Source organism: Arcanobacterium sp. (ex Cirak et al. 2026) (genome assembly GCF_053585065.1).
This window is the reverse complement of record NZ_JBQJCE010000015.1, coordinates 12,093-35,214: the sequence shown is the minus strand read 5'-3', so window position 1 is coordinate 35,214 and position 23,122 is coordinate 12,093. Positions and strand designations below refer to the sequence as shown.

Here is a 23,122-nt window from a genome sequence, read left to right as displayed (position 1 = left end):
TTTTAAAAAATTTTTTCTGTTCTACCTTCTCCTGGGGGGGGGCCCCGGCTCCCCCCCCCCCCCCACTCCACTGATCGGTATCCATGTCGACCGATATTTTTACCGAATCTGCTGTTCGAGACTAATTCTTTGTATAACGCCATTTTAGTGGCCACGTGTGAGGTTCAATCACGCACCAGCAGGATGAATATTTCGGCAGACTAAGGTTGTGTACGAATTGGTTTTCCTGTTTCTAGGTCAATCGGAACGAGACCATCGAAGCCGAGGGGAACGAATCCCTGAGGGATATCGTTATAGGATTCTGGATCCTCGATCGGCTCGATATGGATAAAAACTGAAGCGTTGGGGATCTTTCCCTCGATTGCGGAAACCACTCTGTGCGCGAAATCGTGCCCTTCACGGACTGTCCACGTGCCTGGTACTTGTGCATCGAGCTTGACCATACGCTGTTGTCCAGATTCACGCGTTTGGAGCCCATGGAACGAAATTGTTGGGTCAGTAGCGAAGTCCTTGAGAACTGCGATAATGGCCTGGTTTTCTTCCTGGGGCAAGGTCACGTCCATGAGTCCTGCAAGAGAGGTCGTTACGAGGGTGTAGCCGACGTAGATGATATTGCAACCGACAAGGATGGCAACGATAGGATCGAGTCGTTCCCAACCAGTGATCCACACCAAAATAACACCAATAACGACGCCGATCGATGTGATGACGTCGGTCCACAGGTGCTTTCCATCCGCGACGAGGGTCGGGGAAGAATAACGCTTACCGGCACGCACAAGAACAACTGACACAATACCGTTGAGTACTGATGCGAGGATCGAGACCAGTAAACCAATCCCAACATTTTCTAGTGGGCGCGGGCTGAAAAGGCGCTCTGAAGCTGTGAAAATGATGAGGCCTGCCGCAACGAAAATCATGGAACCTTCGATAGCTGCGGAAAAATATTCAGCCTTCGACCGGCCGAACGTGTAGCGAGCATTTGCAGGGCGTGAAGCGAGGATAAGAGCGATCAATGCGACGATCGCTGCAACCAAATTAACGATTGATTCCAGCGCGTCGGACAGAAGCGAGACTGATCCGGTAATGTAATACGCGTCTGCTTTCAGAGTGATCGTTGCGATTGAGGCGGCGACAGAGAGCCACGCATACTTCGTCAAATCAGCGGTTTCGTTTCGTGCCATGCGAACTATTGTGGCGTTCTGCAAGACGTCACGCCAGCGTTCGGTGAAATTGCTTGCTAGCAGCACGGGAAATGGCTTGAAAGATAGTCTGGTAGTGTTTGGGAGGCTCGTGAGCCGTACCACCACAAATGACGAATATTTCCGCTGGGAAAATGTGGTGAAATCTGGCAAACTAGAAGAGTTGTACTGAGGCAAGCTCTGGTCCCTCTCAATCAGAGCGAGCCTTCGGCAGGAGAGGTAACGGGCGTGTTTCCCACCGCCTCGCACTAATCCAATCAACTATGAAACAGGAGTGACCACAAAAGTGGCAGTCAAGATTCGTTTAAAGCGTATGGGTCAAATTCGTGAGCCCCACTACCGTGTTGTCGTCGTCGATTCGCGCAAGAAGCGCGATGGTCGTGTGATCGAAGAGATCGGCTACTACAACCCGAACACTGAGCCTTCAGTGATCGATATCAACTCTGAGCGCGCTCAGTATTGGATTTCCGTTGGTGCGCAGCCGTCGGAAGCTGTTCTTGCGCAGCTGAAGATCACTGGTGACTGGCAGGCCGCTAAGGGACTCGAGGGTGGTTCCACCCTGAAGGTCAAGGAAACCGTTGATTCGGACAAGGCTCGCGAGGAAGCTGTCAAGGCAGTCCAGGATGAGGCTGAGAAGCAGCGCGCGGCTAAGGCTGCCGCAAAGGCTGCAGCAGAAGCTGAAGCTGCTGCCGCAGCTGAAGCTGAGGCTGGCGAAGCAACAGAGGCTCCGGCTGAGGAAACTGAGGAAGCCTGATGCTTGCCGATGCTCTCGAGCACCTGGTTCGCGGAATCGTGGATAATCCCGATGACGTTGAGGTATCCTCGCGCCGCAATCGTCGCGGAGACCTCCTTGAGATCCGCGTTCACCCCGACGATCTTGGGCGTGTGATTGGCCGCAATGGTCGCACCGCCAAATCATTGCGTTCTGTGGTGAACGCATTGGCAGATCAGTCGGTTCGTGTTGACGTGATTGAGACCGATCGCTAAGCGTAAAGCATACACAAGACCCGCGCTTCGGCGCGGGTCTTGTGCGTCCTGCTCTAAAATAACAGGAAACATACCCTGCAGACGGGAAAATAACTGGAGGAGAGATGCAACTCAACGTTGCGATCGTGGGTCCAGCTCATGGATTAAAAGGCGAGGTCAAACTCGATGTGCGAACTGACAATCCGCAACACAGATTGGCGCCAGGAGCGCAGCTCGTGACCGACCCAGCCGATGTTGGTCCACTGACAATCGAGCGTACCCGTGAGTACAAGGGCGTGACCTACGCCAAGTTTGTCGAGGTGGCCTCGCGCGAACAAGCTGAAGCAATTCGCGGTGCAAAACTTGTGATTGATTCGGAAACCGATGAACGCGAAGAAAATGCCTGGTTCCCTCATCAGCTGAAAGGACTTGAGGCTCTCGATCCTGATGGATACGAACTCGGCATCGTCATCGACGTTGAATTCCACCCTGCGCAAGATCTGCTCATCGTTCGTGAGCCCGATGGTGCGATCGCCCGAGTTCCCTTTGTGTCACAGATTGTCACCGAAGTCGATCTCGATGATCATTGCGTTGTTATTGATGCCCCTCCAGGATTATTTTCTGAAGAAGAACTCATTGTTGTGGATAGTTCTGCCAAGCAGAATGAGGAGGAGCGTGAGGCGTGAAATTCTCCATCCTGTCGGTTTTCCCAGAGTTTTTCTCTGTCCTGGATCTCTCTCTTGTTGGAAAAGCACGCCAACGCGGCATTATTGATCTCCAGTCGCGGGACTTGCGTGACTGGACAAGCGATATTCATCGGACTGTTGATGATACTCCTGCGGGCGGTGGCGCTGGCATGGTGATGAAGCCCGACGTATGGAGGGCAGCGATCGACGACGTTGTTGGGGAAACGACGGGAAAGCGTGTTGTGCTTGCGATTCCGACTCCCTCTGGAGTTCCTTTGAAGCAGGCGACACTTGATGACTTGGCTGAAGCTGATCATATTGTGATTGCCTGTGGCCGATATGAGGGGATTGACGCTCGGGTAGCGGAACACTATCGCGAAAGCCTTGAGGTTCGTGAATATTCCCTTGGCGATTACGTTCTCAATGGCGGAGAAGTGGCGGCAGTTGCACTGGTTGAAGGTGTCTCGCGCCTCTTGCCAGGAATGATAGGGAATCCCCAGTCTCTAGTGGAGGAGTCCCACGGAGCTGCTGGCCTTCTCGAATACCCGGTCTACACTCGCCCCGCTAATTTTTGCGGGCGAGAAATTCCTCATGTGCTGATGAGTGGAAATCATGGTGCAGTAGCCCGATGGCGACGTGATCGTGCGCTTGAAAAGACTGCTGATCGGCGGCCAGATATGATTGCGGGGCTTGAGAGTGGTCAGCTCAACAAAAAGGATCGGCGCACACTGGCTAACCTTGGGTGGTTGGTTGGTCAAGAATCGCAGCATCCAGTCTTTGCGAGAGTCGGTTCAGCGACGCCGGAACAACTGGCAGTCCTCGCAGGCCAGACCTTTATTGATGCCTGTCCGCGCGACATGGATCGTTGTGTGATCGAAAAATTCGTCATGAATAACCTTTCTTCTGAGACTTTTGCGTCGTATGCCCAGGATCCGGATGCGCATGTTTTGGCTTTGTGGGCCGGAAATGATCTCATCGGTTATTGTGTGCTCTTCACGCCGCAAGGTAACGAAATTGCACACGAAGAGGAAGGCGCGCCCACAGAATATTTGACCAGTGTGAATGAACCGTTCGGCGGTGCGTCGTATCTGTCGAAGTTCTACATCGCCCGTCCATGGCGCGGCAGCGGGGCTGCTGGGGTGCTGATGGACGCAACGTTAGCAACCGCGTCGGCGGCTCGCGATCCAGAACAAAATTCGTTCATTTGGCTCGGTACGGGAGTTCATAACAAGCGTGCCCTGCAGGCATATAAAAAATTTGGTTTTGATATTGTCGGACGCCGAACTTTCATTGTGGGTGGCCAACCTAACGACGACTACGTGTTGGCTCGTCGCGTGAATTTGGCATAATAGATAAGTCTTGCCACATCAAAAGTATGCGTAGCCTGCCGCAGGGGGTCGCATACCGGCGAGTTATCAACGATCGGGCAAAAAGCCCGGGAAGCACTCTGACCTGCGTGCAGGGTGGTAGAGAGTAATCATGTCGATTATTTCAAAAGTTGCGGAAGGTCAGCTCAAGGAGCGTCCGGATTTCCGTTCAGGCGATACCGTCAAGGTGAACGTGAAGGTTGTTGAAGGCAACCGTCACCGTATCCAGGTGTTCCAGGGCGTTGTGATCGCTCGTAAGGGCGGCACCGGCGTCGGCGCAACCTTTACCGTTCGTAAGGCGTCATTCGGTGTGGGCGTGGAGCGTCAGTTCCCGCTGCACTCCCCGGCAGTCGATTCGATTGAGGTTGTGACCCGTGGCGATGTTCGCCGCGCCAAGCTGTACTACCTGCGTAATCTCCGCGGTAAGGCTGCGAAGATCAAGGAAAAGCGCGACTAATCAACATGTCGCCGATTCTTGTGGCGCTGTGAAAAGTGGGCTCCTCGCGGGCCCACTTTTGTTTCTCTGTCAGAGCAATGACAGCGTGGTTTTGTGACCGAAATGAAATATAAAATCGGCCACTTCATCAAGCCGTTCATGCACGAACTCGTATACGCTTGGGGAGGATTTGGAGGTGAGTGATGACTGAGAGTGAAGCGATGCCGCCCTCGTATCCGCCGCCCTCGAAAGAGGAAAAAGCTGCGGAGTCGAAGAAATCGATGATTGCTACAGCAATGTCATTTTTCCTCGAATTTTTCACTGTGCTTGCGGTCGCCTTGCTGATTGCAGTGGTTGTCAAAACATATCTACTCCAGGCATTTGAAATTCCATCGGAGTCGATGGAAAACACCCTTGTACCTGGTGATCGCATCGTTGTCAACAAACTTGCTCACGACGCATCATCTCTTCAGCGCGGTGATGTTATCGTTTTCGTTGACCCAGGTGGATGGTTACCTGACAAGTCACAGTATGAGCAGAATCCTGTGTCGAAGGTGATCACAACTTTCGGTCAGGCAGTTGGTTTGCTCCCGCAAAACGTTGGTGACCATCTGGTCAAGCGTGTGATCGGACTTCCCGGCGACAGAGTCGAATGTTGCACGGCTGACGGAAAGGTCACTGTTAATGGCAAGCCCCTCACTGAAACGTATCTCAAACCCGGTGTCAAACCTTCTGATGAGAAGTTTTCGGTGACTGTGCCTCAGAACCATCTATGGGTGATGGGCGATAACCGAAACCGGTCTGCGGATTCACGTTTCCACCAGACTCAGTCTGGTTTCGGATTTGTGCCGATGGACAACGTTGAAGGTCGTGCATGGTTGACGATGTATCCTTTCAACCGATTTGGACGTTTGTCCGACCACAGCAGTGTCTTTGACGGAGTTCCTCACCCGTGATCACGCCTTCGCGTGAGCTTGAGCGAGCGGCTCTGAACGCTCTGCCGGATGGGGCCTACGTCGCTGGCGTCGACGAAGTCGGACGAGGAGCACTTGCAGGCCCGGTATCTGTGGGGATCGCCGTCGTCGGTAACGAAACGTCTGATTCTTTTCCTAATCGATTGCGTGATTCAAAGCAGATCTCGGCCACTGTTCGTCAGTCACTTGTTGAACCGGTTCGTGAGTGGGTGGTTGCCAGTGCTGTTGGACATGCTAGTGCCGAAGAAATCGACCAACGTGGAATCATCGGGGGTCTTCGATTGGCGGCAACACGTGCCGTCGCAGAGCTTGCTGAGACAGGAGTGAATTTTGACGTTGTTTTACTTGATGGCAGTCACGACTGGTGGAGTGCAGATTCGCTATTCGATATTGACGGGCCACCCAACGTTCCGGTCACGATGACAGTGAAAGGTGATGCCTCAAGTGCGGTGATCGCTTGTGCTTCTGTGCTCGCTAAAGTTGAGCGTGATGCGTTGATGGTCGCTCTTGATGACGTGCATCCAGGATACGATTGGGCAAGGAATAAGGGGTACGCATCACCTGCGCATATCGCTGCACTGTCGCAACTTGGGGCGAGCGAATATCACCGCAGGTCATGGCATCTTCCAGGTGTTGAAAAGGAGTAGGCGAATATGGGCGAGATTGAGAATTATGAGTCCGACGCGGAACTTGCGCTGTATCGTGAGTACCGCGAAGTGGTGAACCTGTTCCGTTACGTCGTGGAAACTGAGCGGCGCTTTTACCTAGCAAATGACGTTGATGTGAAGGTACGGGCCTCTAACGGAGGCGATATTTTCTTTGAAGTAACTCTCACCGATGCATGGGTATGGGATATTTTCCGAGCATCACGCTTCATCCGTAGCGCACGAGTTGTGTCTTTCAAAGATGTCAACGTTGAGGAGTTGAATAAGCCCGATCTATCGAAGGAGATTAACTTCGAACACTGAGGAAAGTGACCTCAATATTTCCCGCCGGCGATGACCGGCGGGATTTTTGTCCACAGGACGGCGTAGTGCTGAGCTTACCCACAGGCTTACTTTGCTCGCCGACGTCGATGGGTGTCATGGCGTTCAATCAAACCAGGAGGTATGTGATGAACGAATACACGACACGGCAATTAGGCGCATGGGGAGAACAATGCGCACGGCGATACTTGGAGCATCACGGTTGGACGATCTTAGAGAAAAATTGGCGAGTACGCGGGGGAGAACTCGATATTGTTGCGTACGACCCTCAGCGGGAGGCAATCGTCGCTGTTGAAGTCAAGACTCGACGTGGAGAAGGAAAAGGGACACCGGAAGCTGCAGTAACACCGACAAAGTTGCAGAGAATTCGTGTGCTACTTCTTCAGTGGATTGTTGAGCATCAACGTTTTGCTCCGTGCATTGCAGTGGATGTTATCGGAGTGCGCGTTGTGGACGCAATGGACTACTCCATCGAACATGTAATGGACGTCCAATGACTACTTTGAAAGCAATGGTTCGGCCGCATCACGGGCGTGTCGGGTCAGCCTACACCGTGGTGTTACGTGGCCTGGAGGGGACGACATGTCTCGTTGAAGCAGTGACGATGAGCGGATTGCCAGGAATGACACTCGTTGGTCTCGGGGATACAGCGGTGGGTGAAGCGAAAGAACGCTTGCGAGCCAGCTTTCTCGCAGCAAATATGCCGTGGCCGAATTCGAGACTGACGGTGAATATGTCCCCAGCAGATCTTCACAAATCGGGGACAGGATTCGATCTCGCCCTTGCGGCGGCAGTAATGAGCGCCTTGGGAGCGAGGGGATTTGATGATCGCACGGTGTTGCTTGGCGAGTTGGGACTCGACGGATCGGTCCGAGGGATCCGCGGTGTTATTCCTGCCGTGCTCTGCGCTCAGCGGCAAGGGTTTTCAAAGGTAATTGTCGCAGCCGCAAACGCGTCCGAGGCGGCTCTTGTTCCTGGCATGGACGTTGAACCTATTTCTCATTTGGCACAATTGGCCCGCTTGGCAGGGGTGAAAGATGCTCCACAAATTGACCTTTGTTTTCCAGAACCGGTCATCGAATCGGAACAGTATATTGGTGATCTCAGCGATGTTTGTGGACAAGAAGAAGCAATCTTCGGTCTAACTGTCGCAGGAGCTGGTGGGCACCATATGCTCATGGTAGGGCCACCGGGGGTGGGAAAATCTATGCTCGCTGAACGCCTTCGAGGTGTTTTGCCTGACCTCACCTGTGAGCAAGCGGTGGAAGTTGCAGCTATCCAGTCTCTCTCAGGACTCGGGTTTAGTGGACTTCCGACGCGTCCTCCCTTCCAATCCGTTCACCATAGTGCAACCTCACCTGCGATCATCGGAGGCGGGAGCGGAATTGCTCAACCAGGAGCTGTGACGAAGGCTCATTGTGGGGTGCTTTATTGCGATGAATTTCCCGAATTTTCCTCAGCAGCGATCCAATCACTTCGCGAACCACTTGAACGAGGAGTGGTGGAAATCAACCGTGCCCGAGGCACGGTGACATATCCAGCTCGCTTCCAATTGGTTGCTGCGGCAAATCCGTGTCGGTGCGGAAAACTTTTTGACGGCCCTGGACGATGCACATGTACGGCCAGAGATCGCATACTTTATCGCGCTAATCTGGGTGGCCCAGTTAGGGATCGAATTGACATCAATCTCGTTCTTCGACGCCCCAGCCGTATGGCTCTGAATGCGGGAGGAACCGTGAGCACAGCGCAGGTGAGAACACAGATTGCGCAGGCGCGAGAACGACAACAACTGCGGGCGAAGCACGCACAGTATCGACATGGTGCCGGAAAATTAAATGCTGACCTTTCAGGTGCGTGGCTACGCGCGAATACCCACGTGGATGATGCACTTGCCCAACAATTCGATCGCGATCTCTCAATTGGTGCAATCTCAATGAGGGCAATTGATCGCATTTTGAGATTAAGCTGGTCGATTGCTGATCTTGCAGGTCATGACTCTCCCACTACTGCTGATGTATACATCGCAGCCAACCTGAAAATGACGATGTAAGGAAAAGAATGAAAATCGACGATGAACATAAGGCAGCGATCGATTGGACCCGCATCGCTGAAGGGCCAGATCCAACAGCTGTGGGATTGGTGGAACGCATGGGATATGCCGGTGGTTTGGCTGCTGTGGAACATGGTCAGGGGCTAACACCGCAAGAGCAGAAGATACGACCACGCTGGCTTGCACGAATGTGGACACTTCGCCCGTTTGAATACGACTGTTTAGATAAACTTCACACCGCAGTGGTCATTCCCTCAGACTTTGAGTGGCCATCGCAATGTGATTCTCTTGGCGATAATCGGCCGTTAGCATTATGGATCCGAGGCAATAGTGAAGTACTTGGCGATCCTGCCCTGTCTATCGTGGGATCACGCGACTGTTCTTCATATGGAGGCCGGATAGCAGGGGATATCGCTTTTACATTTGCATCACGAGGTATTGCAATCATCTCTGGTGGGGCATTCGGAATTGACGCATGTGCACATCGGGGAGCACTTGCAGCAGGCGGGCATACAGTCATTGTGAGCGCTGCTGGAGTTGATCGAGCATACCCGGTGTCACACAACTCCTTGTTTGAAGAAATATATCGTGTGGGTGCGGTCGTCTCAGAGTCGCCTATCGGATGTGCTCCTTATAAATTCAGATTTTTAGCGAGAAATCGGATCATTGCAGCTTTGGGGCTCGCCACAGTTGTTGTGGAAGCTCCGTTTCGATCAGGAGCTTTGTCCACAGCGCGTCACGCTATGGAGATCGGCCGTGAAGTTGCCGCCTTCCCAGGGCCGATTGATGCGCCGACATCGGTGGGATGTCATGAGCTCATTCGACATGGGGCGAATTTGGTGACTTCAGCTGAGCATATCGCTGAACTTATTGAGCCAGTTGGATCGAGTCCGCTTGCGGCGGAGTCTTTCTTCATTCCACACAATGATGATCTGGATCCATTAACTCGTCGATTAATTGATACCTTGCCGAAAAGAGGAGGAACGCAAATTGCTGACATCGCGCGTTGCGCAGGGGTGAGTTTGCCTGAGGCACTTGATGGAATGGCGCGGCTGAGAGCGCAGGGGAAGGTTCGGTATAGCGAGGGCCGATGGGCATTATGCCATTCACAGTAACGCTATAGCCTGTATCTGTGGCCTAGGGGCGGCTATCCAGCCAATGTTTTAGAGTAGAGGCGTGGATGAGATTTTGGACAGATATCGCAATGAACTCGAAGTCAGACGAGGGCTATCGCCTCATACCGTGCGAGCGTATCTTTCTGAAGCGCACTCACTTCTCATGTTCCTTTCAGTACGCTCTGATGACCTCGATCAGTCACTGTTATTCCTCGAGCTCGCTGATCTAAGAGCATGGTTAGCACGTGCGAGTACACACGGACAAGCGCGTGCGTCGCTGGCACGCCATTCCGCAGCAATTCACACCTTCTCCACGTGGCTCTACAAAAACGGATACACGAGAGTAGACGCTGCTCGACGTCTTCAATCACCGCGAGCATCAAATGAATTGCCACACATTCTGACCAAGAAACAGGTGGCAAAACTACTTGCCGTGGCCCACGAACTTGCTCAGGATGGTCATCCTATTGCCACCCGTGATTGGGCTCTGTTCGAGTTGCTTTATGGCACGGCAATTCGTGTATCGGAGCTGACGGGTCTTGACGTTTCCTCTATTTCACCGCAGGGGACACTCACTGTGCGCGGTAAGGGAAATAAGGAGAGAGTCGTTCCATTTGGCCGGCCAGCACGTGAGGCGCTCATGGCGTGGTTGACCGCACGTGCGAGTATTCTCGGTTCATCGTGCACTTCTGCTCTTTTTCTTGGCGCACGTGGGAGGCGACTAGATCCACGTACCGTACGTAAAGCACTTTCCTCGTTGACTGCGCTCGCGGGGCTCCCCGACATCTCTCCGCATGATTTGCGGCACTCAGCTGCTACACACCTTCTTGATGGTGGATCTGACTTGCGCACAGTCCAAGAAATTCTCGGGCATTCATCGCTCAGCACGACCCAACGATATACACATGTGTCGGCTGAACGTTTACGAGCAGCCTTCTCACAAGCACACCCTCGCGCTTAAGAAAGTGGTGGAACGATTCATTATCGCATCAAACGGATTCGTCCATTGAGTAATAACATGGGGTTGATGTAATCTTTCGAGCCGTATTTTGCGCCCCAATGCAGACAATTCCCGCCAGGGCAAGAGCGGGTGAGCACAGTCCCTATTTGCTGTCCTTGCGTAACTGTAGTGCCCACAGAAACAATGGGATCGACTGGTTCATATGTGGTACGCAGACCGCCCTCATGTTCAATCGATATGACCATTCGGTCGACGAGCATACCTGCATAGATGACCCGTCCGGCAGCTGAAGCGAACACGGGTGAGTCTTTGGCAACGGCAAGATCGACACCGCGTCGTCCCGCATCCCAGTTATGCTCCCCTGGGGCGTAGTCCAACACGACGCGAGGTCGTTCGCCGGTCGGTGACACGAATCGCTGACGAACGACATCACCGGTCCACTGGTATTCGATGTGGGGTGAATGTACATGCGTTACGTTCTCACCAGAGGGCATTCCAATATCTCTTGAACGTAAACGTAATGGCGGGATATTCGCGTGCGGGAGTCCGTCACGCAGAATCTTCTCGTGGGTCAAATGCGCAAGTTCGGCAGATGGCAGTAGTGACTGAGAAAGATTAAGAAAAGTGGAGAAAAACAAGCAAACAAGTGACAAGTACATGGCTTGAGTATGAGCGCACCTAACGCCGCTTCGTCGGGAAAGAAGACATGTTGTGGATATAGCCAGAAATATGCCGTCATTGTGGAGAAAAATTGTATAGCGCACACCACGATCTTTCCCGCATAAGAACTAGTTTTTATGCGGGTGAACAGTGTAAGCTGAGAAAGCTGTTTTCTAACAGACATCGCGTGCGTTAGCGAACCGATGTGCCGAGGTCCGGAAAAATCCGGTGGCGCACCGGATACGCACCAGGGTTTTTCTGCAATCCCGCGGGAAAACATTAACCCAAGAGCACGGAAAATCCGTGTGTGAGAAAGGACCGCCAATGGCAGTCGTTACTATGAGCCAGCTGCTTGAAGCTGGCGTCCACTTCGGTCACCAGACCCGCCGCTGGAACCCGAAGATGAAGCGTTACATCCTCAATGATCGTAACGGCATCTACATCATCGATCTTCGTAAGACCGTTGATGACATCAACCGCACCTACGAATTTGTTAAGGAAACTGTCGCACACGGTGGCAACATCCTTTTCGTCGGTACCAAGCGCCAGGCACAGACTCCGATTCGTGAACAGGCCGAGCGTGTCGGCATGCCGTACGTGAACGAGCGCTGGCTCGGTGGTATGCTCACCAACTTCCAGACCGTTACCGGGCGTATTCAGCGCATGAAGGAGCTTGAGCTCGTCGACTTCGACGACGTTGCCGGCTCGCAGTACACCAAGCGTGAGCTGCTGATGATGCGCCGTGAGAAGGAAAAGCTTGAAAAGACTCTCGGCGGAATCCGTGACATGGTGAAGGTTCCTTCAGCTGTCTGGATCGTCGACACCAACAAAGAACACCTTGCCGTCGCTGAAGCTCGCAAGCTCAACGTTCCGGTCGTGGCCGTTCTCGACACCAACTGTGATCCGGATGAGGTCGACTACGCGATCCCGGGCAACGATGACGCGATCCGCTCCATCGAGCTCCTGACCCGCATCGTTGCCGACGCCGTTGCTGAGGGCCTCGTTGCACGCGGCGGTTCCGCAACAGCTGAAGAGCCTATGCCAGAATGGGAGCGCGAAGTTCTCGCTGCTGATTCGGAGAAGGCTGAAGAGGCTCCGGCTGCTGAAGACACCAAGGCTGAGGCTGAGCAGGCCTGATTTAACTGGAGGAAACCAATGGCAAACTTTACCGCCGCTGATATCAAGGCTTTGCGCGAAAAGACCGGCGCTGGCATGATGGACGTGAAGAACGCTCTCACCGAAGCTGAAGGCGATACCGCCAAGGCTGAGGAGCTGCTGCGTCTTCGCGGTGCAAAGATCGCCGCTAAGCGCGAGGATCGCACCGCTACTGCTGGTCTCGTTCTGTCGCACATCGAGGGCGAAGAGGGCAATCAGCGTGGCATCATCGTTGAAGTGAACTCTGAGACTGACTTCGTTGCGAAGAATGAGTCTTTCATTGAATTCGCAAACGAAATCCTTGAAGCTGCCAAGGCTTCACAGGCTAACACCCTTGAAGAGCTCCTTGCAGCACCGGCTGGCGAGACCACTGTCTCCGAGCTCATCACCGCAAAGACCGGTGTGATTGGCGAGAAAATCGACGTCAATTCCTTTGCAGTTCTCGAAGGTGAGCACGTTGAGGCTTACATGCACCGCACTGCGACCGATCTCCCTCCGCAGGTTGCCGTTCTCGTGGCCACCGATGCTAAGGGTGCTGAAGTTGCACACGATGTTGCTGTGCACATTGCCGCAATGAACCCGTCCTACCTCTCGCGTGAGGATGTTCCGGAAGCTGAAGTGGAGAACGAGCGCCGTATCGCCACTGAGCTGACCATCTCGGAAGGTAAGCCAGAGAAGGCTGTTCCGAAGATCGTTGAAGGACGCCTCGGTGGCTTCTTCAAGCAGGTCGCACTTCTTGAGCAGCCGTTTGCTCGTGACCCCAAGCTCTCCGTGGGGCAGGTTGTTGAGCAGGCTGGCGGACAGGTGACCGGTTTCACGCGCATTCGCGTGGGCGAGAATGCCTGAACGTTTGAGCGTTGACTTGGGGGCGTGCGGTTTTCCGTACGCCCCCAAGTTTTGTTCCCCTTACTCTTCGCATTGATCGCACCTTTTATTGCGGCATTGCTGGGTTGCCACCTTTTCTCCTCGTATGTGATTTGGTGCCGTGTCAGCCACAGGTGGTGGGAGGGGTGGATCAGAAAACGGTACACTGTTGGTCGTATGAGCCCTCAGTGGTGTAAGTAAACGCAAGGAGTACAAATGAGCGTTGTGGTGGCGTATAAATTCGCCTCAAATCCGCAAGATGCCTCGGTTGACGCAAACGGCGTGATCGATTTTTCTCGCGCCAAACCATCGGTCAGTGAGTACGATCCAGTGGCGATGACTGTGGGGCGTACACTGGCAGGCTCACTCGGTACTGAGGTTGTTGGCGTGTGTGTCGGAACAAGCGCTGCTGGTGCGAAATCGGCTCGTTCCAATGCGCTGGCGAAGGGGCTTGATCGCGCAGTGATCGTTGCTGATGATGTCACCGGCTCCTGGAATGCCACGCAAATTGCTCGTGCTCTGGCATCCCTCGCGGTCGCAAATGATGCTGAAATTATTCTTACTGGGGATGCATCTGTTGACGAGTCAGCCAAGATGATGAGTGCGCTCATCGCTGGTGTGCTCGGTTGGCCGGCGTTCCAAAACATTATCAGTATTAACACGCGCGATGGTGGGTTTACTCTCATCCAAAATATCGAAGGGGGTTCGCGAACGATCGATGTCGATGGACCTGTTGTCATCAGTGTAGATCCCGGCGCTGCAGAGCCAGCAGCGCCGTCGATGAAGGAAATTTTGGCTGCAGCAAAGAAGCCAGCTGAGATTCTTGACCACATTGACGTTGAGCCAGTTCCTTTCGAGATCATCGGGGTATCGAAGCCCACACCGACTTCCCGCAAACATTTACGTTTCGATTCTGTATCCGAGCTCGCGGCGGCGTTGCGCGCCGATGGAATTTTGTGAGAGGCCCCGACATGACTTCATGGATCATTACCACGTCTTCGAATATTTCCCATCTCATTGACCTGGCAGGAGGCGCTGATGCGACTGCTATCGTGATCGGCGATGCGCCGATCACGGGTGTTCACAGGGCAGTGCGTTTCCTCCTTGATGCTCAGACACCGGCTGAAGCTCTTGCAGGGGCTGTTGCTCAGCGAGTGAACGCCTCAGATGACGATATCGTCGTCGTTGAAAATACGGCCGCAGGCCGCGTGATTGCAGGTGCGATCGCTGCCTCGCTCGGTGCGCCTGTGATAACGGGTGCGACGTCGGTCGACGACACCGTCACTCGTATCCGTTACGGACTAGTTGAGGAACGCGTGGCACGTACAGGCGTCGTCGTCATTGTGGCCGACGGTGGAGACGAAGGACAGGGAGCTGCTGCGGAAGTTGAGACAGTGACAACGGCGGGCTATGCTGCCCGAGTCAAGGAAACTCACGCTGCGACGAAAGAAACAGTGGATCTCAAATCAGCTAAGCGTATCGTCGGGGTTGGCCGAGGTTTTGAAAAGAATGAGGATCTTGAGATTGCGCGTGATTTCGCGCAGACAATTGACGCCCAAATTGGCGCAACTCGTCCCTTGGTCGATGGAAACCATTGGTTCGGACGTGATCAGTACGTGGGAATTTCCGGACATATTGTCGCTCCAGAGGTTTATGTTGCCGCGGGCATCTCCGGACAGATTCAGCATACGGCTGGGATTACTGAGTCGGGCACGATCATCGTCGTGAATGACGACGAACTCTCGCCGATTTTCGAGCTTGCCGACTACGGCATTGTTGGTGATCTCTATGAGATTCTTCCTGCCCTTGCGAAAGAACTTCGATGATCGATTACGATTTTGACGTCATCGTGGTGGGAGCGGGCGTCGCCGGCTCTGTCGCTGCGTATCTTTTGGCTCAGCAGGGACACGAGGTTCTGCTGATCGAACGTGGCGAAACGGTGGGGGAGAAGAATCTCTCGGGCGGTGTTTTTTACTCGCGGGTGATGGATGACATCATCGAAGGTTTCAGCCAGACAGCGCCAATCGAGCGTATTATCACGCGAAATATTGTGAGCTTCTTGAATAAAAAATCGTCAGTGAATATCGAATACACTGACGAGCGCCTCGCGGAGCCGGTCAATGCTGTTTCTGTTCTTCGCGCGAAGCTCGATCCGTGGCTTGCACAACAGGCTGAGGACGCTGGAGCAACAGTAATGAGTGGGATCAAGGTTGATTCATTACTTCGCGAAGGTCCATACTTCACAGGTGTCGAGGCAGGTGGCGAGCAACTGCGCGCAAAGGTGACTATTTTGGCTGATGGGGTGAACTCATTCCTTGCGCAGGGCGCCGGAATCCGGTCACCTCAACCGCAAAAAAATCTTGCCCTCGGGGTGAAATCTGTTATTCGGTTGCCACAAGAGGTGATCGAAGATCGTTTTCATCTCAGCGGCAATCAAGGCGCGGCTTATGCAATTGTTGGAGATGCTACGAAGGGCGTTCTCGGTGGCGGCTTTTTGTACACGAATACAGAATCGATTTCGCTCGGGATTGTTGTCAAGCTTGACGATTTCGCGCAAAGTGGCCTCTCTGCCACAGATATCCATGATGACTACCTGACTCATCCTGGAATTGCACCGCTAATAAAAGACGGTGAATTACTTGAATACGGAAGTCACCTCATTGCCGAAGGTGGCGAGGACATGGTGGGTGAGCTCGTCCACGATGGTCTTGTCATCGTTGGTGATGCCGGTGGGTTTACGCTCAATACAGGCTTGACAATTCGAGGCATGGATTTAGCAGCTGGTTCTGCGCGTGACGCAGCACATGCTATTCATGAGGCGCTTGAAGCAGGCGATTTTTCCCGGCTTTCGCTGGAAAAATATACCGACAACCTTGCTCGCTCAGAGGTGGGCAAGGATATGCATACCTACCGGCGTGCGCCGGAGTTTTTGGAGAACCGGGAACTTTTCGGAGATCTGGGTGAACTCCTGGCTGACGTCTTCTACCGTATTTTCAATCTCGATACCACGCCGCGAAAACCACTCGTCTCGACAGCGTGGGGGGCGTTGCGTCATGGTTCAATCTCTGTAACTCGGCTAGCGGCGATCGTCTGGAAAGGAATGCGAGCACTATGATGTATCGGCCTGAACCAGTTCCTCAGCGCTTGGCCAAGAACGTCTACGAGGTTGACGAAGGGAATTCTCATATCGAGGTTCACCAAAACGTTGTTGAACAAACTGGGAGCGGCGATTTGCTCATCAATTGCTGTCCAGCTCACGTATATTCGCGTGGCAAGAATGGCCATATCGACGCCGAATTTGCGGCGTGCCTTGAATGCGGCACATGTTTGGCGATTATGCCGAAGGGAACTCTGACCTGGCATTATCCTGAGTCTGGCATGGGCGTTCAATTTCGGGAAGGCTAGAAGAGGACTAAAAGAATAGGTGCCATCGGAAAACCGATGGCACCTATTCTTTTCTTTATTCCATCCGCTTGAGATGACGCGCAGCGTAATCCTTGCGCCAGAACAATAGCGAAATGACCAGTGCCATGGTGATAATCGCTGCGATGACAAGGTAAGCGCTTATAGTTGCGACATGCCAATTCTTCGACGTGGCGTGAGTCGCAAAGAAAACAGCCGTGATCACAGCGGTACCGATTGCCGTCGTCGTGCGCTGTGCTGCCTGGAGGACACCGCCTGCTGTGCCACCGTGCGACGTCGGGACATCAAGCATTGCCTGCGTCTGGTTAGCGGTATTGAGCGATCCTTGGCCGACGCCTTGCAGAGCCAGAGCGAGAGCAAGCCACCAATAGCTCATGCCAGTATGCTCAATCCCAATCACTACAGCGGTTGAACTGAGGACTGCAATAAGATTGACAAGCAACCCGAACACCATAATTCCACGGCCGTGCTGGAAGGCATATTGTCCTGCCATGTAGGCGCCGACAGCGCCAAGAGCTGCCGAAGGAAGTCCTACGAGAGCAACATGCATTGCTGGCGCGTTGAGCCCCTCTTGCATGTAGAGTGCGAGGATCACAAAAATGGATGTCGCTCCCATGAATTGGACACCAGTGATTGCCATTGAATATGAATATGACGCAATTCTAAAGAGCTCAATGTCCACCATCGGGAAATGCCCACGAGCCTTATATGAGCGCTCCCAGAACACCCAGAAGATTAAGGCAACTATTGCGATAGGGAGGAAAGCCCAGCTCCATATTGCTCGCAGAGTAAACGGCAACATGATACCCAAAACGCTCACAGTGATCAGAGCGGCACCAATCGGATCAAGGTCAATCTTGCTTGTGGACACCGGCTGCCCATGAGCAACTTTTTGAGCTTCGTACTCTGCTTCCAATTCGTGTGCATGTGAACCGACGTGGCGACGCTCTTTTGTAAACGGCAACCAGCGGAAAGCCAAAAGAATGCCAATGAGCCCCAGGGGGAAGTTAATGAGGAATGACCCGCGCCATCCATTTTCAGGCCCGAACCAGGCAATGAGAGCACCAGACAAAAGCGGGCCAGCTGCGACTGAGAATGCCACGACGAGTCCGAACATTGCGAAAGCCTTCGCACGTGCACGACCGATGAAGTACTGCTGAATCAACCCAGTAGTTTGGGGTGCAAAAAGCCCGCCGCCGAGGCCCTGAATGGCGCGCACGATGTTGAGGTAGGTCGAATTCGGCGCGAAAGTCAGGGCAAGTGATGCGAGGGAAAAGACTGCCAAACCAATGACGAACAACGAAGAACGTCCGAAAATATCGCCCAATCGGCCCGCTGGAATGAGCGCAATTCCCGTCGCTAGAACATACCCTGCCAAAACCCATTGCTGACCCGTCGGTCCCATGCCGATTGAATGCGACATCGTGTCGAGCATGATGTTGACTGACGAGATCTGCATCAGCACCATCGCCAACGGCACCATTAAAACGGTGAGGAGTTCGTTGCGATCAAAAATTCGTTCTGTTCCCGGGACGGAAAACTTCCGAGGATTATTCCCAACTTGATAAGGCTGTTTTTCTTGCTCCACTGTCACTCCTTCACACACGCAATCACTACGAACAGGCGTCTTTTTCACCCCCATGAACGTTTTTCAACTCACTAATTATTTTATGATTAAACTATATTTGCAAGGCGCCTTCATGGTTGGCTTGATCACGCTCTACACTGTGTATATGGATGAGGTGAGGATCGATGTGTGGCTGTGGTCGGTGAGGCAAATCAAGACGCGATCCCAGGCGACGGCGGCAGTACGTGCTGGTCACGTCCGTATCAATGACCTGCCAGTGAAACCTGCCACCAAAGTTTCGATTGGTGACATAGTGAAATATCGAGTCGAGGGTTTTGACCGTATTTTGAAAGTTACTGCATTGCTAAAAAAGCGTGTGGGTGCCCCGATTGCCGTAACTGCGTATGAGGATCTCACGCCGCAACGCCCCAGAGTTGTTCTACCTGTCGCCAAACGCGATCCGGGGATGGGGCGTCCGACCAAGCGTGAGCGTCGTGAGCTCGATCGACTTTTTGGTCGCGATCCGAACGCGGGTCGACGTCGGTAGCGAGAGAAATGGGAGGCGTGCAAACCGAATTCCCGCGTCGGAACAAGGAGCTTTGTGGTAGTTGTCAAGCAACGAGTGCGAAGTGGCTCAGTGTGCCCACGCGCCCGTTTCTTCTCGCTACGGTAAGATAGTGGGGAAGTCGCGTGCGAAAGGACAAAAATGAGCGCAACCCCAGGTGACTGGAACGAAGACAATCAGCGTCGAGTTCTTCTCAAGCTCTCAGGAGAAATGTTTGGTGGCGGGAGCGTCGGACTTGATACCGACGTGTTGACACGCGTTTCACAGGAAATTAAGCAAGCTGTTGACGGCGGTGTTCAAGTTGCGATCGTCGTGGGGGGAGGAAATTTCTTCCGAGGTTCACAGCTGCAAGAAACCGGTATGGATCGTGCGCGTGCAGACTATATGGGAATGCTTGGCACCGTGATCAACGCCGTTGCTCTTCAAGATTTTCTCGAGCGAGCTGGCGTCAACGCCCGTGTTCAGACAGCTATCAATATGGCGCAAATTGCCGAGGCGTACATTCCGTTGCGAGCAATTCGTCACCTCGAAAAGGGACGCGTAGTTATTTTCGGTGCAGGGGCGGGAATGCCATATTTCTCTACTGACACTGTCTCCGCTCAGCGTGCTCTCGAGCTCCGATGCGATGAACTTTTGGTGGGGAAGAACGGTGTGGATGGTGTCTACACTGCTGATCCGAAGACCGATCCCGCCGCAGTCAAACTTGACTCGTTGACTTACGAGGACGCTCTGCGCGACAACCTCAAGGTTGTGGATGCCGCCGCGTTCTCAATGTGCCGTGAAAACGGTATGACTATGCGCGTGTTCGGCATGGCCGAGCCGGGCAACGTCACCCGTGCCCTTCGTGGTGACAAAATCGGAACCCTCGTTTCTACTACTCTCAAGGAAAACTGATGATTGACGACGTAATGCTCGAAGCTGAAGAGAAGATGGGCAAGGCTATTGACGTTGCCCGCAATGAATTTGGCAAGATTCGTTCTGGCCGCGCAAACCCGGAAATGTTTACTTCGTTGATCGTGGAGTACTACGGCGCACCAACACCTTTGCAACAACTCGCCACAGTGTCAGTACCAGAAGCGCGTACCGTGGTGATTTCTCCCTTCGATCGTTCGGCGATGAAAGATATCGAGCGTGCCATCCAAGAATCCGATCTCGGCGTGAACCCTACCGATGATGGTCAGGTGCTCCGTGTGAATCTTCCAGCTCTGACCGAGGAGCGCCGTAAAGAATACGTAAAGCTCGCCAAAGGCAAGGCTGAGGACGCACGGGTGTCGGTACGCGGCGTTCGTCGTAAGGCGAAGGAAGAACTCGATCGTATTAAGAAAGACGGCGAAGCCGGAGAAGACGAGGTCGATCGCGCAGAGAAAGAGCTTGAGACCTTGACCAAGAAGTTCACTGACCAGGTTGATGTTCTTCTTGCAGCCAAGGAAAAGGACCTTATGGAGGTCTGATCGTGATTCAACGATCTACTCTGAGGGCGCGGCTGGAACCCCACCCGCCGCGTCCTCCACAAGAAATCACTTCGCGGGCAGGCCGTAACCTGCCCGCGGCTGTGTCCACCGCAGTTGTCTTACTCTCAGTCTTGGGGATCTCTCTTTTCGTCCAGATTGAAATATTTGTTGCCCTCGCTGTGGTCTTTTTGTCGATTGCCGTGTGGGAGGCTGCCGGCGCATTCCTGAGCAGATCGATCGCTATTGCCTATCCTGTGGTGATGGGAGCTGTGGCCTTAATTGTGATTTCAACGTGGAACGGAGGAATCGGAGCAGGGCTGTTGAGCTTCTTCCTCGGTGTGGGGTGTTGTATTTTCAACGATCGAGTATTTCGACGAGAAAATTCCCTGACCGACGCAGTAGCTGGTGTCTTTGTTCTGTCCTGGATCGGTTTGTTTGGCATGTTTGCCATCGCCATTGCAGCGATGGACAAGGGGGCATTCGCAGTTCTTACCTTTATTTTGCTCCCTGTCGCGAATGATACCGGGGGCTGGTGCGTCGGCGTCTTGTTTGGGAAGCACCCCATCGCCCCGAGTATTTCTCCGAAGAAATCGTGGGAAGGTTTCATTGGCTCACAACTGCTGTCCCTCTTGATTTCTTTCCTTTTCGCTGGGATGGTTCTTGGGTTGAGTTGGCCGTATGTCATCGCCTTGGGTGTTTTATCGCCGGTATTTGCCACCATGGGTGACTTTGCGGAGTCGTTGCTTAAACGTGACCTCGGAGTGAAAGATATGGGATCGATTTTCCCCGGACATGGCGGTATGCTCGATCGCCTCGATTCAATTCTCTTCTGTGCACCGCTGTGCTACGTGGTGTTCACGATGGCAAGTTAGGAAACACGGTGAAGAAAAACAAGCAGGTTTTGCCTCGCGTTGAGAGTGGCCCGCGGCCGCTCTTGTCGTTTTCAGAACAACGCAAAGGAAAAGCACCCAGTCATCTTGCCGATTTAGATCGGGAAGGACGACGCGCGCTGTTGAAAGACCTCGGTTTTCCCGCTTTCCGTGCCGATCAGCTCTCCGTGCACTACTTTGAACATCACAGCGTTGATCCGCGGACAATGACAGATCTTCCGACGTCGATGCGTGAGGATCTCGTAGCAAAAGTCTTTCCTCCACTAGTCAGCCGCGTTCGAGATTTGGTTGCCGATGGCGGCGCAACAGTTAAGACATTGTGGAAACTTTTCGATGGGGCGGTCGTCGAGTCGGTGTTGATGAAGTACCCCGACCGCGCGACACTGTGCATTTCTTCTCAGGCGGGTTGCGGAATGGCCTGCCCATTCTGTGCCACCGGACAAGGCGGATTGACACGTAATCTTTCAACGGCAGAAATCATTGAGCAGTTGCGTCTGAATATGGTGGCGGCAGAATCGGGTATCCTCGGTGAGCCGACTCGTATTACCAACGTGGTCTTCATGGGAATGGGGGAGCCGCTGGCCAATTATAAAGCCGTGATGGGGGCGTTGCACCGTATGACCGATCCTGCCCCTGAAGGATTCGGGATGTCGGCTCGTAATGTGACCGTGTCCACTGTTGGTCTGGTGCCGATGATCGACAAGCTTTCGGACAGCGGTTTGCCGGTCACTCTTGCTGTTTCGCTACATGCTCCCGACGATGAGTTGCGCGACGATCTGATTCCACTTAATGAGCGATACAAAACGGGGGAGTTGCTCGATGCTGCACGCCGCTACTTCGTCAAGACTCGACGTCGTGTTTCGATTGAGTACGCACTGATCAAAGATATGAATGACCATGAGTGGCGTGCCGAGCTTCTCGCTGCCGAACTCAATAAACGTGGCCACGGTTGGGCTCATGTGAATCCTATTCCGCTCAATCCCACACCGGGATCAATTTGGACAGCATCAACAGGTCAAGTCACGCGCACCTTTGTTCGTACCCTCCAAGATGCGGGAATTTCGACAACAATCCGCGATACTCGGGGCTCTGATATCGATGGTGCGTGTGGACAGCTCGCTGCAGAAGTCATTGATCGCGAGCATGTTGCTCGCCGGGCCGCGAAAGCTCAAGCGCGTGTAGAGGCACGTCTGGCCTCTCACCAGCAAGTACCGTCAGACCTTGACGATCGCCTCAAGGCGAACGAACGGGAGGAAAATCATGAGTGAGACATTCGTCCATGTATCGGACAAAGAGTTCGGATATAGCCCGGCACAGGTAGACGCGTTTCTTACGCGAGCCAAAGACGCCTACTCAGGAAAAGAAGATGTGACTTTCAATGAGGAGTCAATTCGCGCGATCCATTTCGACTGGGTCAAAGGAGGTTACGATCCGGCGATTGTTGACGCTGCATTGGATCGCATGGAAGCTGCTTTTGTCCAACGACGTCGTGCCGATGTTATTGCCCAAGACGGAGAGGATGCGTGGCTTTCGGCCACGTATGGGCAAGCACAGACTCTTTATCCACGTCTGTTGCGTCCCCGAGGTGAACGATTTGCCAATGCGCAAGGACGCGGATATCGCAAAGCCGATGTCGACGATCTTCTCGAACGTGTCTCGACGTACTTTGATGGACATGGTTCTCTGACGTCCTCACAGGTACGTACTGCAACGTTTGCTACCGCGAAACATGCCAAGGCATATGACGAAGCTGTTGTGGATGTCTTCCTTGACCGCGTGGTTAGTGTTCTTCTGGCAGTGGAGTGAC

At 53.4% G+C, this 23,122-nt stretch carries 27 protein-coding genes; 24 read left to right on the top strand and 3 right to left on the bottom strand.

The window, feature by feature from the left end; genetic code table 11:
• Positions 1–200 precede the first annotated feature (200 nt).
• Positions 201–1,181, bottom strand: coding sequence for a cation diffusion facilitator family transporter (locus ACTOVJ_RS07540; protein ID WP_449504420.1), 981 nt, complete (start codon positions 1,179–1,181; stop codon positions 201–203).
• A 304-nt stretch (positions 1,182–1,485) separates the two neighbouring features.
• Here ACTOVJ_RS07540 and rpsP point away from each other — a divergent pair, with 304 nt between their 5' ends.
• From rpsP to ACTOVJ_RS07480, 12 genes are all read left to right on the top strand, one after another.
• Complete coding sequence (rpsP, locus tag ACTOVJ_RS07535) at positions 1,486–1,953, top strand: 30S ribosomal protein S16 (RefSeq protein WP_449502333.1); 468 nt, start codon at positions 1,486–1,488, stop codon at positions 1,951–1,953.
• On the top strand, positions 1,953–2,186 hold the full coding sequence (locus ACTOVJ_RS07530) for an RNA-binding protein (protein WP_449502332.1): 234 nt from the start codon (positions 1,953–1,955) through the stop codon (positions 2,184–2,186). The genes rpsP and ACTOVJ_RS07530 overlap by 1 nt, the downstream gene beginning before the upstream one ends.
• A gap of 104 nt (positions 2,187–2,290) precedes the next feature.
• Positions 2,291–2,851, top strand: a complete 561-nt coding sequence (gene rimM, locus ACTOVJ_RS07525; protein ID WP_449502331.1) for a ribosome maturation factor RimM — start codon at positions 2,291–2,293, stop codon at positions 2,849–2,851.
• Positions 2,848–4,200 carry a tRNA (guanosine(37)-N1)-methyltransferase TrmD gene (gene trmD, locus ACTOVJ_RS07520; protein WP_449503423.1) on the top strand — a complete coding sequence of 451 codons (1,353 nt, stop codon included), beginning with the start codon at positions 2,848–2,850 and terminating at the stop codon, positions 4,198–4,200. The genes rimM and trmD overlap by 4 nt, the downstream gene beginning before the upstream one ends.
• 130 nt (positions 4,201–4,330) lie before the next feature.
• The gene (gene rplS, locus ACTOVJ_RS07515; RefSeq protein WP_449502329.1) at positions 4,331–4,675 is read left to right on the top strand and encodes a 50S ribosomal protein L19; all 345 of its coding nucleotides are present in this window, start codon (positions 4,331–4,333) and stop codon (positions 4,673–4,675) included.
• 182 nt (positions 4,676–4,857) lie between these two features.
• Positions 4,858–5,610: a signal peptidase I gene (gene lepB / locus ACTOVJ_RS07510; protein WP_449503422.1), complete on the top strand. Its 753-nt coding sequence runs from the start codon at positions 4,858–4,860 to the stop codon at positions 5,608–5,610.
• Positions 5,607–6,275: a ribonuclease HII gene (locus ACTOVJ_RS07505; RefSeq protein ID WP_449504419.1), complete on the top strand. Its 669-nt coding sequence runs from the start codon at positions 5,607–5,609 to the stop codon at positions 6,273–6,275. The genes lepB and ACTOVJ_RS07505 overlap by 4 nt, the downstream gene beginning before the upstream one ends.
• Positions 6,276–6,281: 6 nt before the next feature.
• Positions 6,282–6,596, top strand: coding sequence for a DUF2469 domain-containing protein (locus tag ACTOVJ_RS07500; RefSeq protein ID WP_278012294.1), 315 nt, complete (start codon positions 6,282–6,284; stop codon positions 6,594–6,596).
• Between the two features lie 146 nt (positions 6,597–6,742).
• Entirely contained in the window at positions 6,743–7,111 is a 369-nt protein-coding gene (locus ACTOVJ_RS07495; protein ID WP_449502326.1) for a YraN family protein, read from the top strand.
• Entirely contained in the window at positions 7,108–8,664 is a 1,557-nt protein-coding gene (locus ACTOVJ_RS07490) for a YifB family Mg chelatase-like AAA ATPase (protein WP_449504677.1), read from the top strand. The genes ACTOVJ_RS07495 and ACTOVJ_RS07490 overlap by 4 nt, the downstream gene beginning before the upstream one ends.
• An 8-nt stretch (positions 8,665–8,672) precedes the next feature.
• Positions 8,673–9,779 carry a DNA-processing protein DprA gene (dprA, locus tag ACTOVJ_RS07485; RefSeq protein WP_449504676.1) on the top strand — a complete coding sequence of 369 codons (1,107 nt, stop codon included), beginning with the start codon at positions 8,673–8,675 and terminating at the stop codon, positions 9,777–9,779.
• Between the two features lie 61 nt (positions 9,780–9,840).
• Entirely contained in the window at positions 9,841–10,740 is a 900-nt protein-coding gene (locus ACTOVJ_RS07480) for a tyrosine recombinase XerC (RefSeq protein WP_449504416.1), read from the top strand.
• Positions 10,741–10,760: 20 nt separating this feature from the next.
• Here the strand turns inward: ACTOVJ_RS07480 and ACTOVJ_RS07475 are convergent, their stop codons facing one another.
• Positions 10,761–11,399 (bottom strand): M23 family metallopeptidase, encoded by a 639-nt coding sequence (locus tag ACTOVJ_RS07475; protein WP_449504415.1) that lies wholly within the window; start codon positions 11,397–11,399, stop codon positions 10,761–10,763.
• 325 nt (positions 11,400–11,724) lie between these two features.
• Between ACTOVJ_RS07475 and rpsB the strand changes: the two genes are divergently transcribed.
• From rpsB to ACTOVJ_RS07445, 6 genes are all read left to right on the top strand, one after another.
• Positions 11,725–12,537: a 30S ribosomal protein S2 gene (gene rpsB, locus ACTOVJ_RS07470; protein ID WP_449502321.1), complete on the top strand. Its 813-nt coding sequence runs from the start codon at positions 11,725–11,727 to the stop codon at positions 12,535–12,537.
• Positions 12,538–12,555: 18 nt separating this feature from the next.
• Positions 12,556–13,401, top strand: coding sequence for a translation elongation factor Ts (tsf, locus tag ACTOVJ_RS07465; RefSeq protein ID WP_449502320.1), 846 nt, complete (start codon positions 12,556–12,558; stop codon positions 13,399–13,401).
• Positions 13,402–13,635: 234 nt separating this feature from the next.
• Positions 13,636–14,379 (top strand): electron transfer flavoprotein subunit beta/FixA family protein, encoded by a 744-nt coding sequence (locus ACTOVJ_RS07460; protein ID WP_449502319.1) that lies wholly within the window; start codon positions 13,636–13,638, stop codon positions 14,377–14,379.
• A gap of 11 nt (positions 14,380–14,390) precedes the next feature.
• A complete protein-coding gene (locus ACTOVJ_RS07455; protein ID WP_449502318.1) occupies positions 14,391–15,245 on the top strand; it encodes an electron transfer flavoprotein subunit alpha/FixB family protein in 855 nt (284 codons plus the stop codon).
• Positions 15,242–16,534: an FAD-dependent oxidoreductase gene (locus ACTOVJ_RS07450; protein WP_449504414.1), complete on the top strand. Its 1,293-nt coding sequence runs from the start codon at positions 15,242–15,244 to the stop codon at positions 16,532–16,534. The genes ACTOVJ_RS07455 and ACTOVJ_RS07450 overlap by 4 nt, the downstream gene beginning before the upstream one ends.
• Entirely contained in the window at positions 16,531–16,824 is a 294-nt protein-coding gene (locus ACTOVJ_RS07445) for a ferredoxin family protein (protein ID WP_449504413.1), read from the top strand. The genes ACTOVJ_RS07450 and ACTOVJ_RS07445 overlap by 4 nt, the downstream gene beginning before the upstream one ends.
• Positions 16,825–16,879: 55 nt before the next feature.
• Here ACTOVJ_RS07445 and ACTOVJ_RS07440 read toward each other — a convergent pair whose 3' ends face one another.
• Complete coding sequence (locus ACTOVJ_RS07440) at positions 16,880–18,430, bottom strand: MFS transporter (RefSeq protein WP_449504412.1); 1,551 nt, start codon at positions 18,428–18,430, stop codon at positions 16,880–16,882.
• Between the two features lie 112 nt (positions 18,431–18,542).
• Here ACTOVJ_RS07440 and ACTOVJ_RS07435 point away from each other — a divergent pair, with 112 nt between their 5' ends.
• The 6 genes from ACTOVJ_RS07435 (at position 18,543) to ACTOVJ_RS07410 (ending at position 23,121) form a co-directional block, all read left to right on the top strand.
• On the top strand, positions 18,543–18,956 hold the full coding sequence (locus tag ACTOVJ_RS07435) for an RNA-binding S4 domain-containing protein (protein ID WP_449504411.1): 414 nt from the start codon (positions 18,543–18,545) through the stop codon (positions 18,954–18,956).
• Between the two features lie 159 nt (positions 18,957–19,115).
• The gene (pyrH, locus tag ACTOVJ_RS07430; RefSeq protein WP_449502314.1) at positions 19,116–19,868 is read left to right on the top strand and encodes a UMP kinase; all 753 of its coding nucleotides are present in this window, start codon (positions 19,116–19,118) and stop codon (positions 19,866–19,868) included.
• Positions 19,868–20,425, top strand: a complete 558-nt coding sequence (gene frr / locus ACTOVJ_RS07425; RefSeq protein ID WP_449502313.1) for a ribosome recycling factor — start codon at positions 19,868–19,870, stop codon at positions 20,423–20,425. Before pyrH ends, frr begins: the two co-directional genes overlap by 1 nt.
• A 101-nt stretch (positions 20,426–20,526) precedes the next feature.
• Positions 20,527–21,297 (top strand): phosphatidate cytidylyltransferase, encoded by a 771-nt coding sequence (locus ACTOVJ_RS07420; protein WP_449502312.1) that lies wholly within the window; start codon positions 20,527–20,529, stop codon positions 21,295–21,297.
• 8 nt (positions 21,298–21,305) lie between these two features.
• The gene (rlmN, locus tag ACTOVJ_RS07415; RefSeq protein ID WP_449504410.1) at positions 21,306–22,583 is read left to right on the top strand and encodes a dual-specificity RNA methyltransferase RlmN; all 1,278 of its coding nucleotides are present in this window, start codon (positions 21,306–21,308) and stop codon (positions 22,581–22,583) included.
• A complete protein-coding gene (locus ACTOVJ_RS07410; protein ID WP_449502310.1) occupies positions 22,576–23,121 on the top strand; it encodes a DivIVA domain-containing protein in 546 nt (181 codons plus the stop codon). Before rlmN ends, ACTOVJ_RS07410 begins: the two co-directional genes overlap by 8 nt.
• Position 23,122 lies beyond the last annotated feature (1 nt).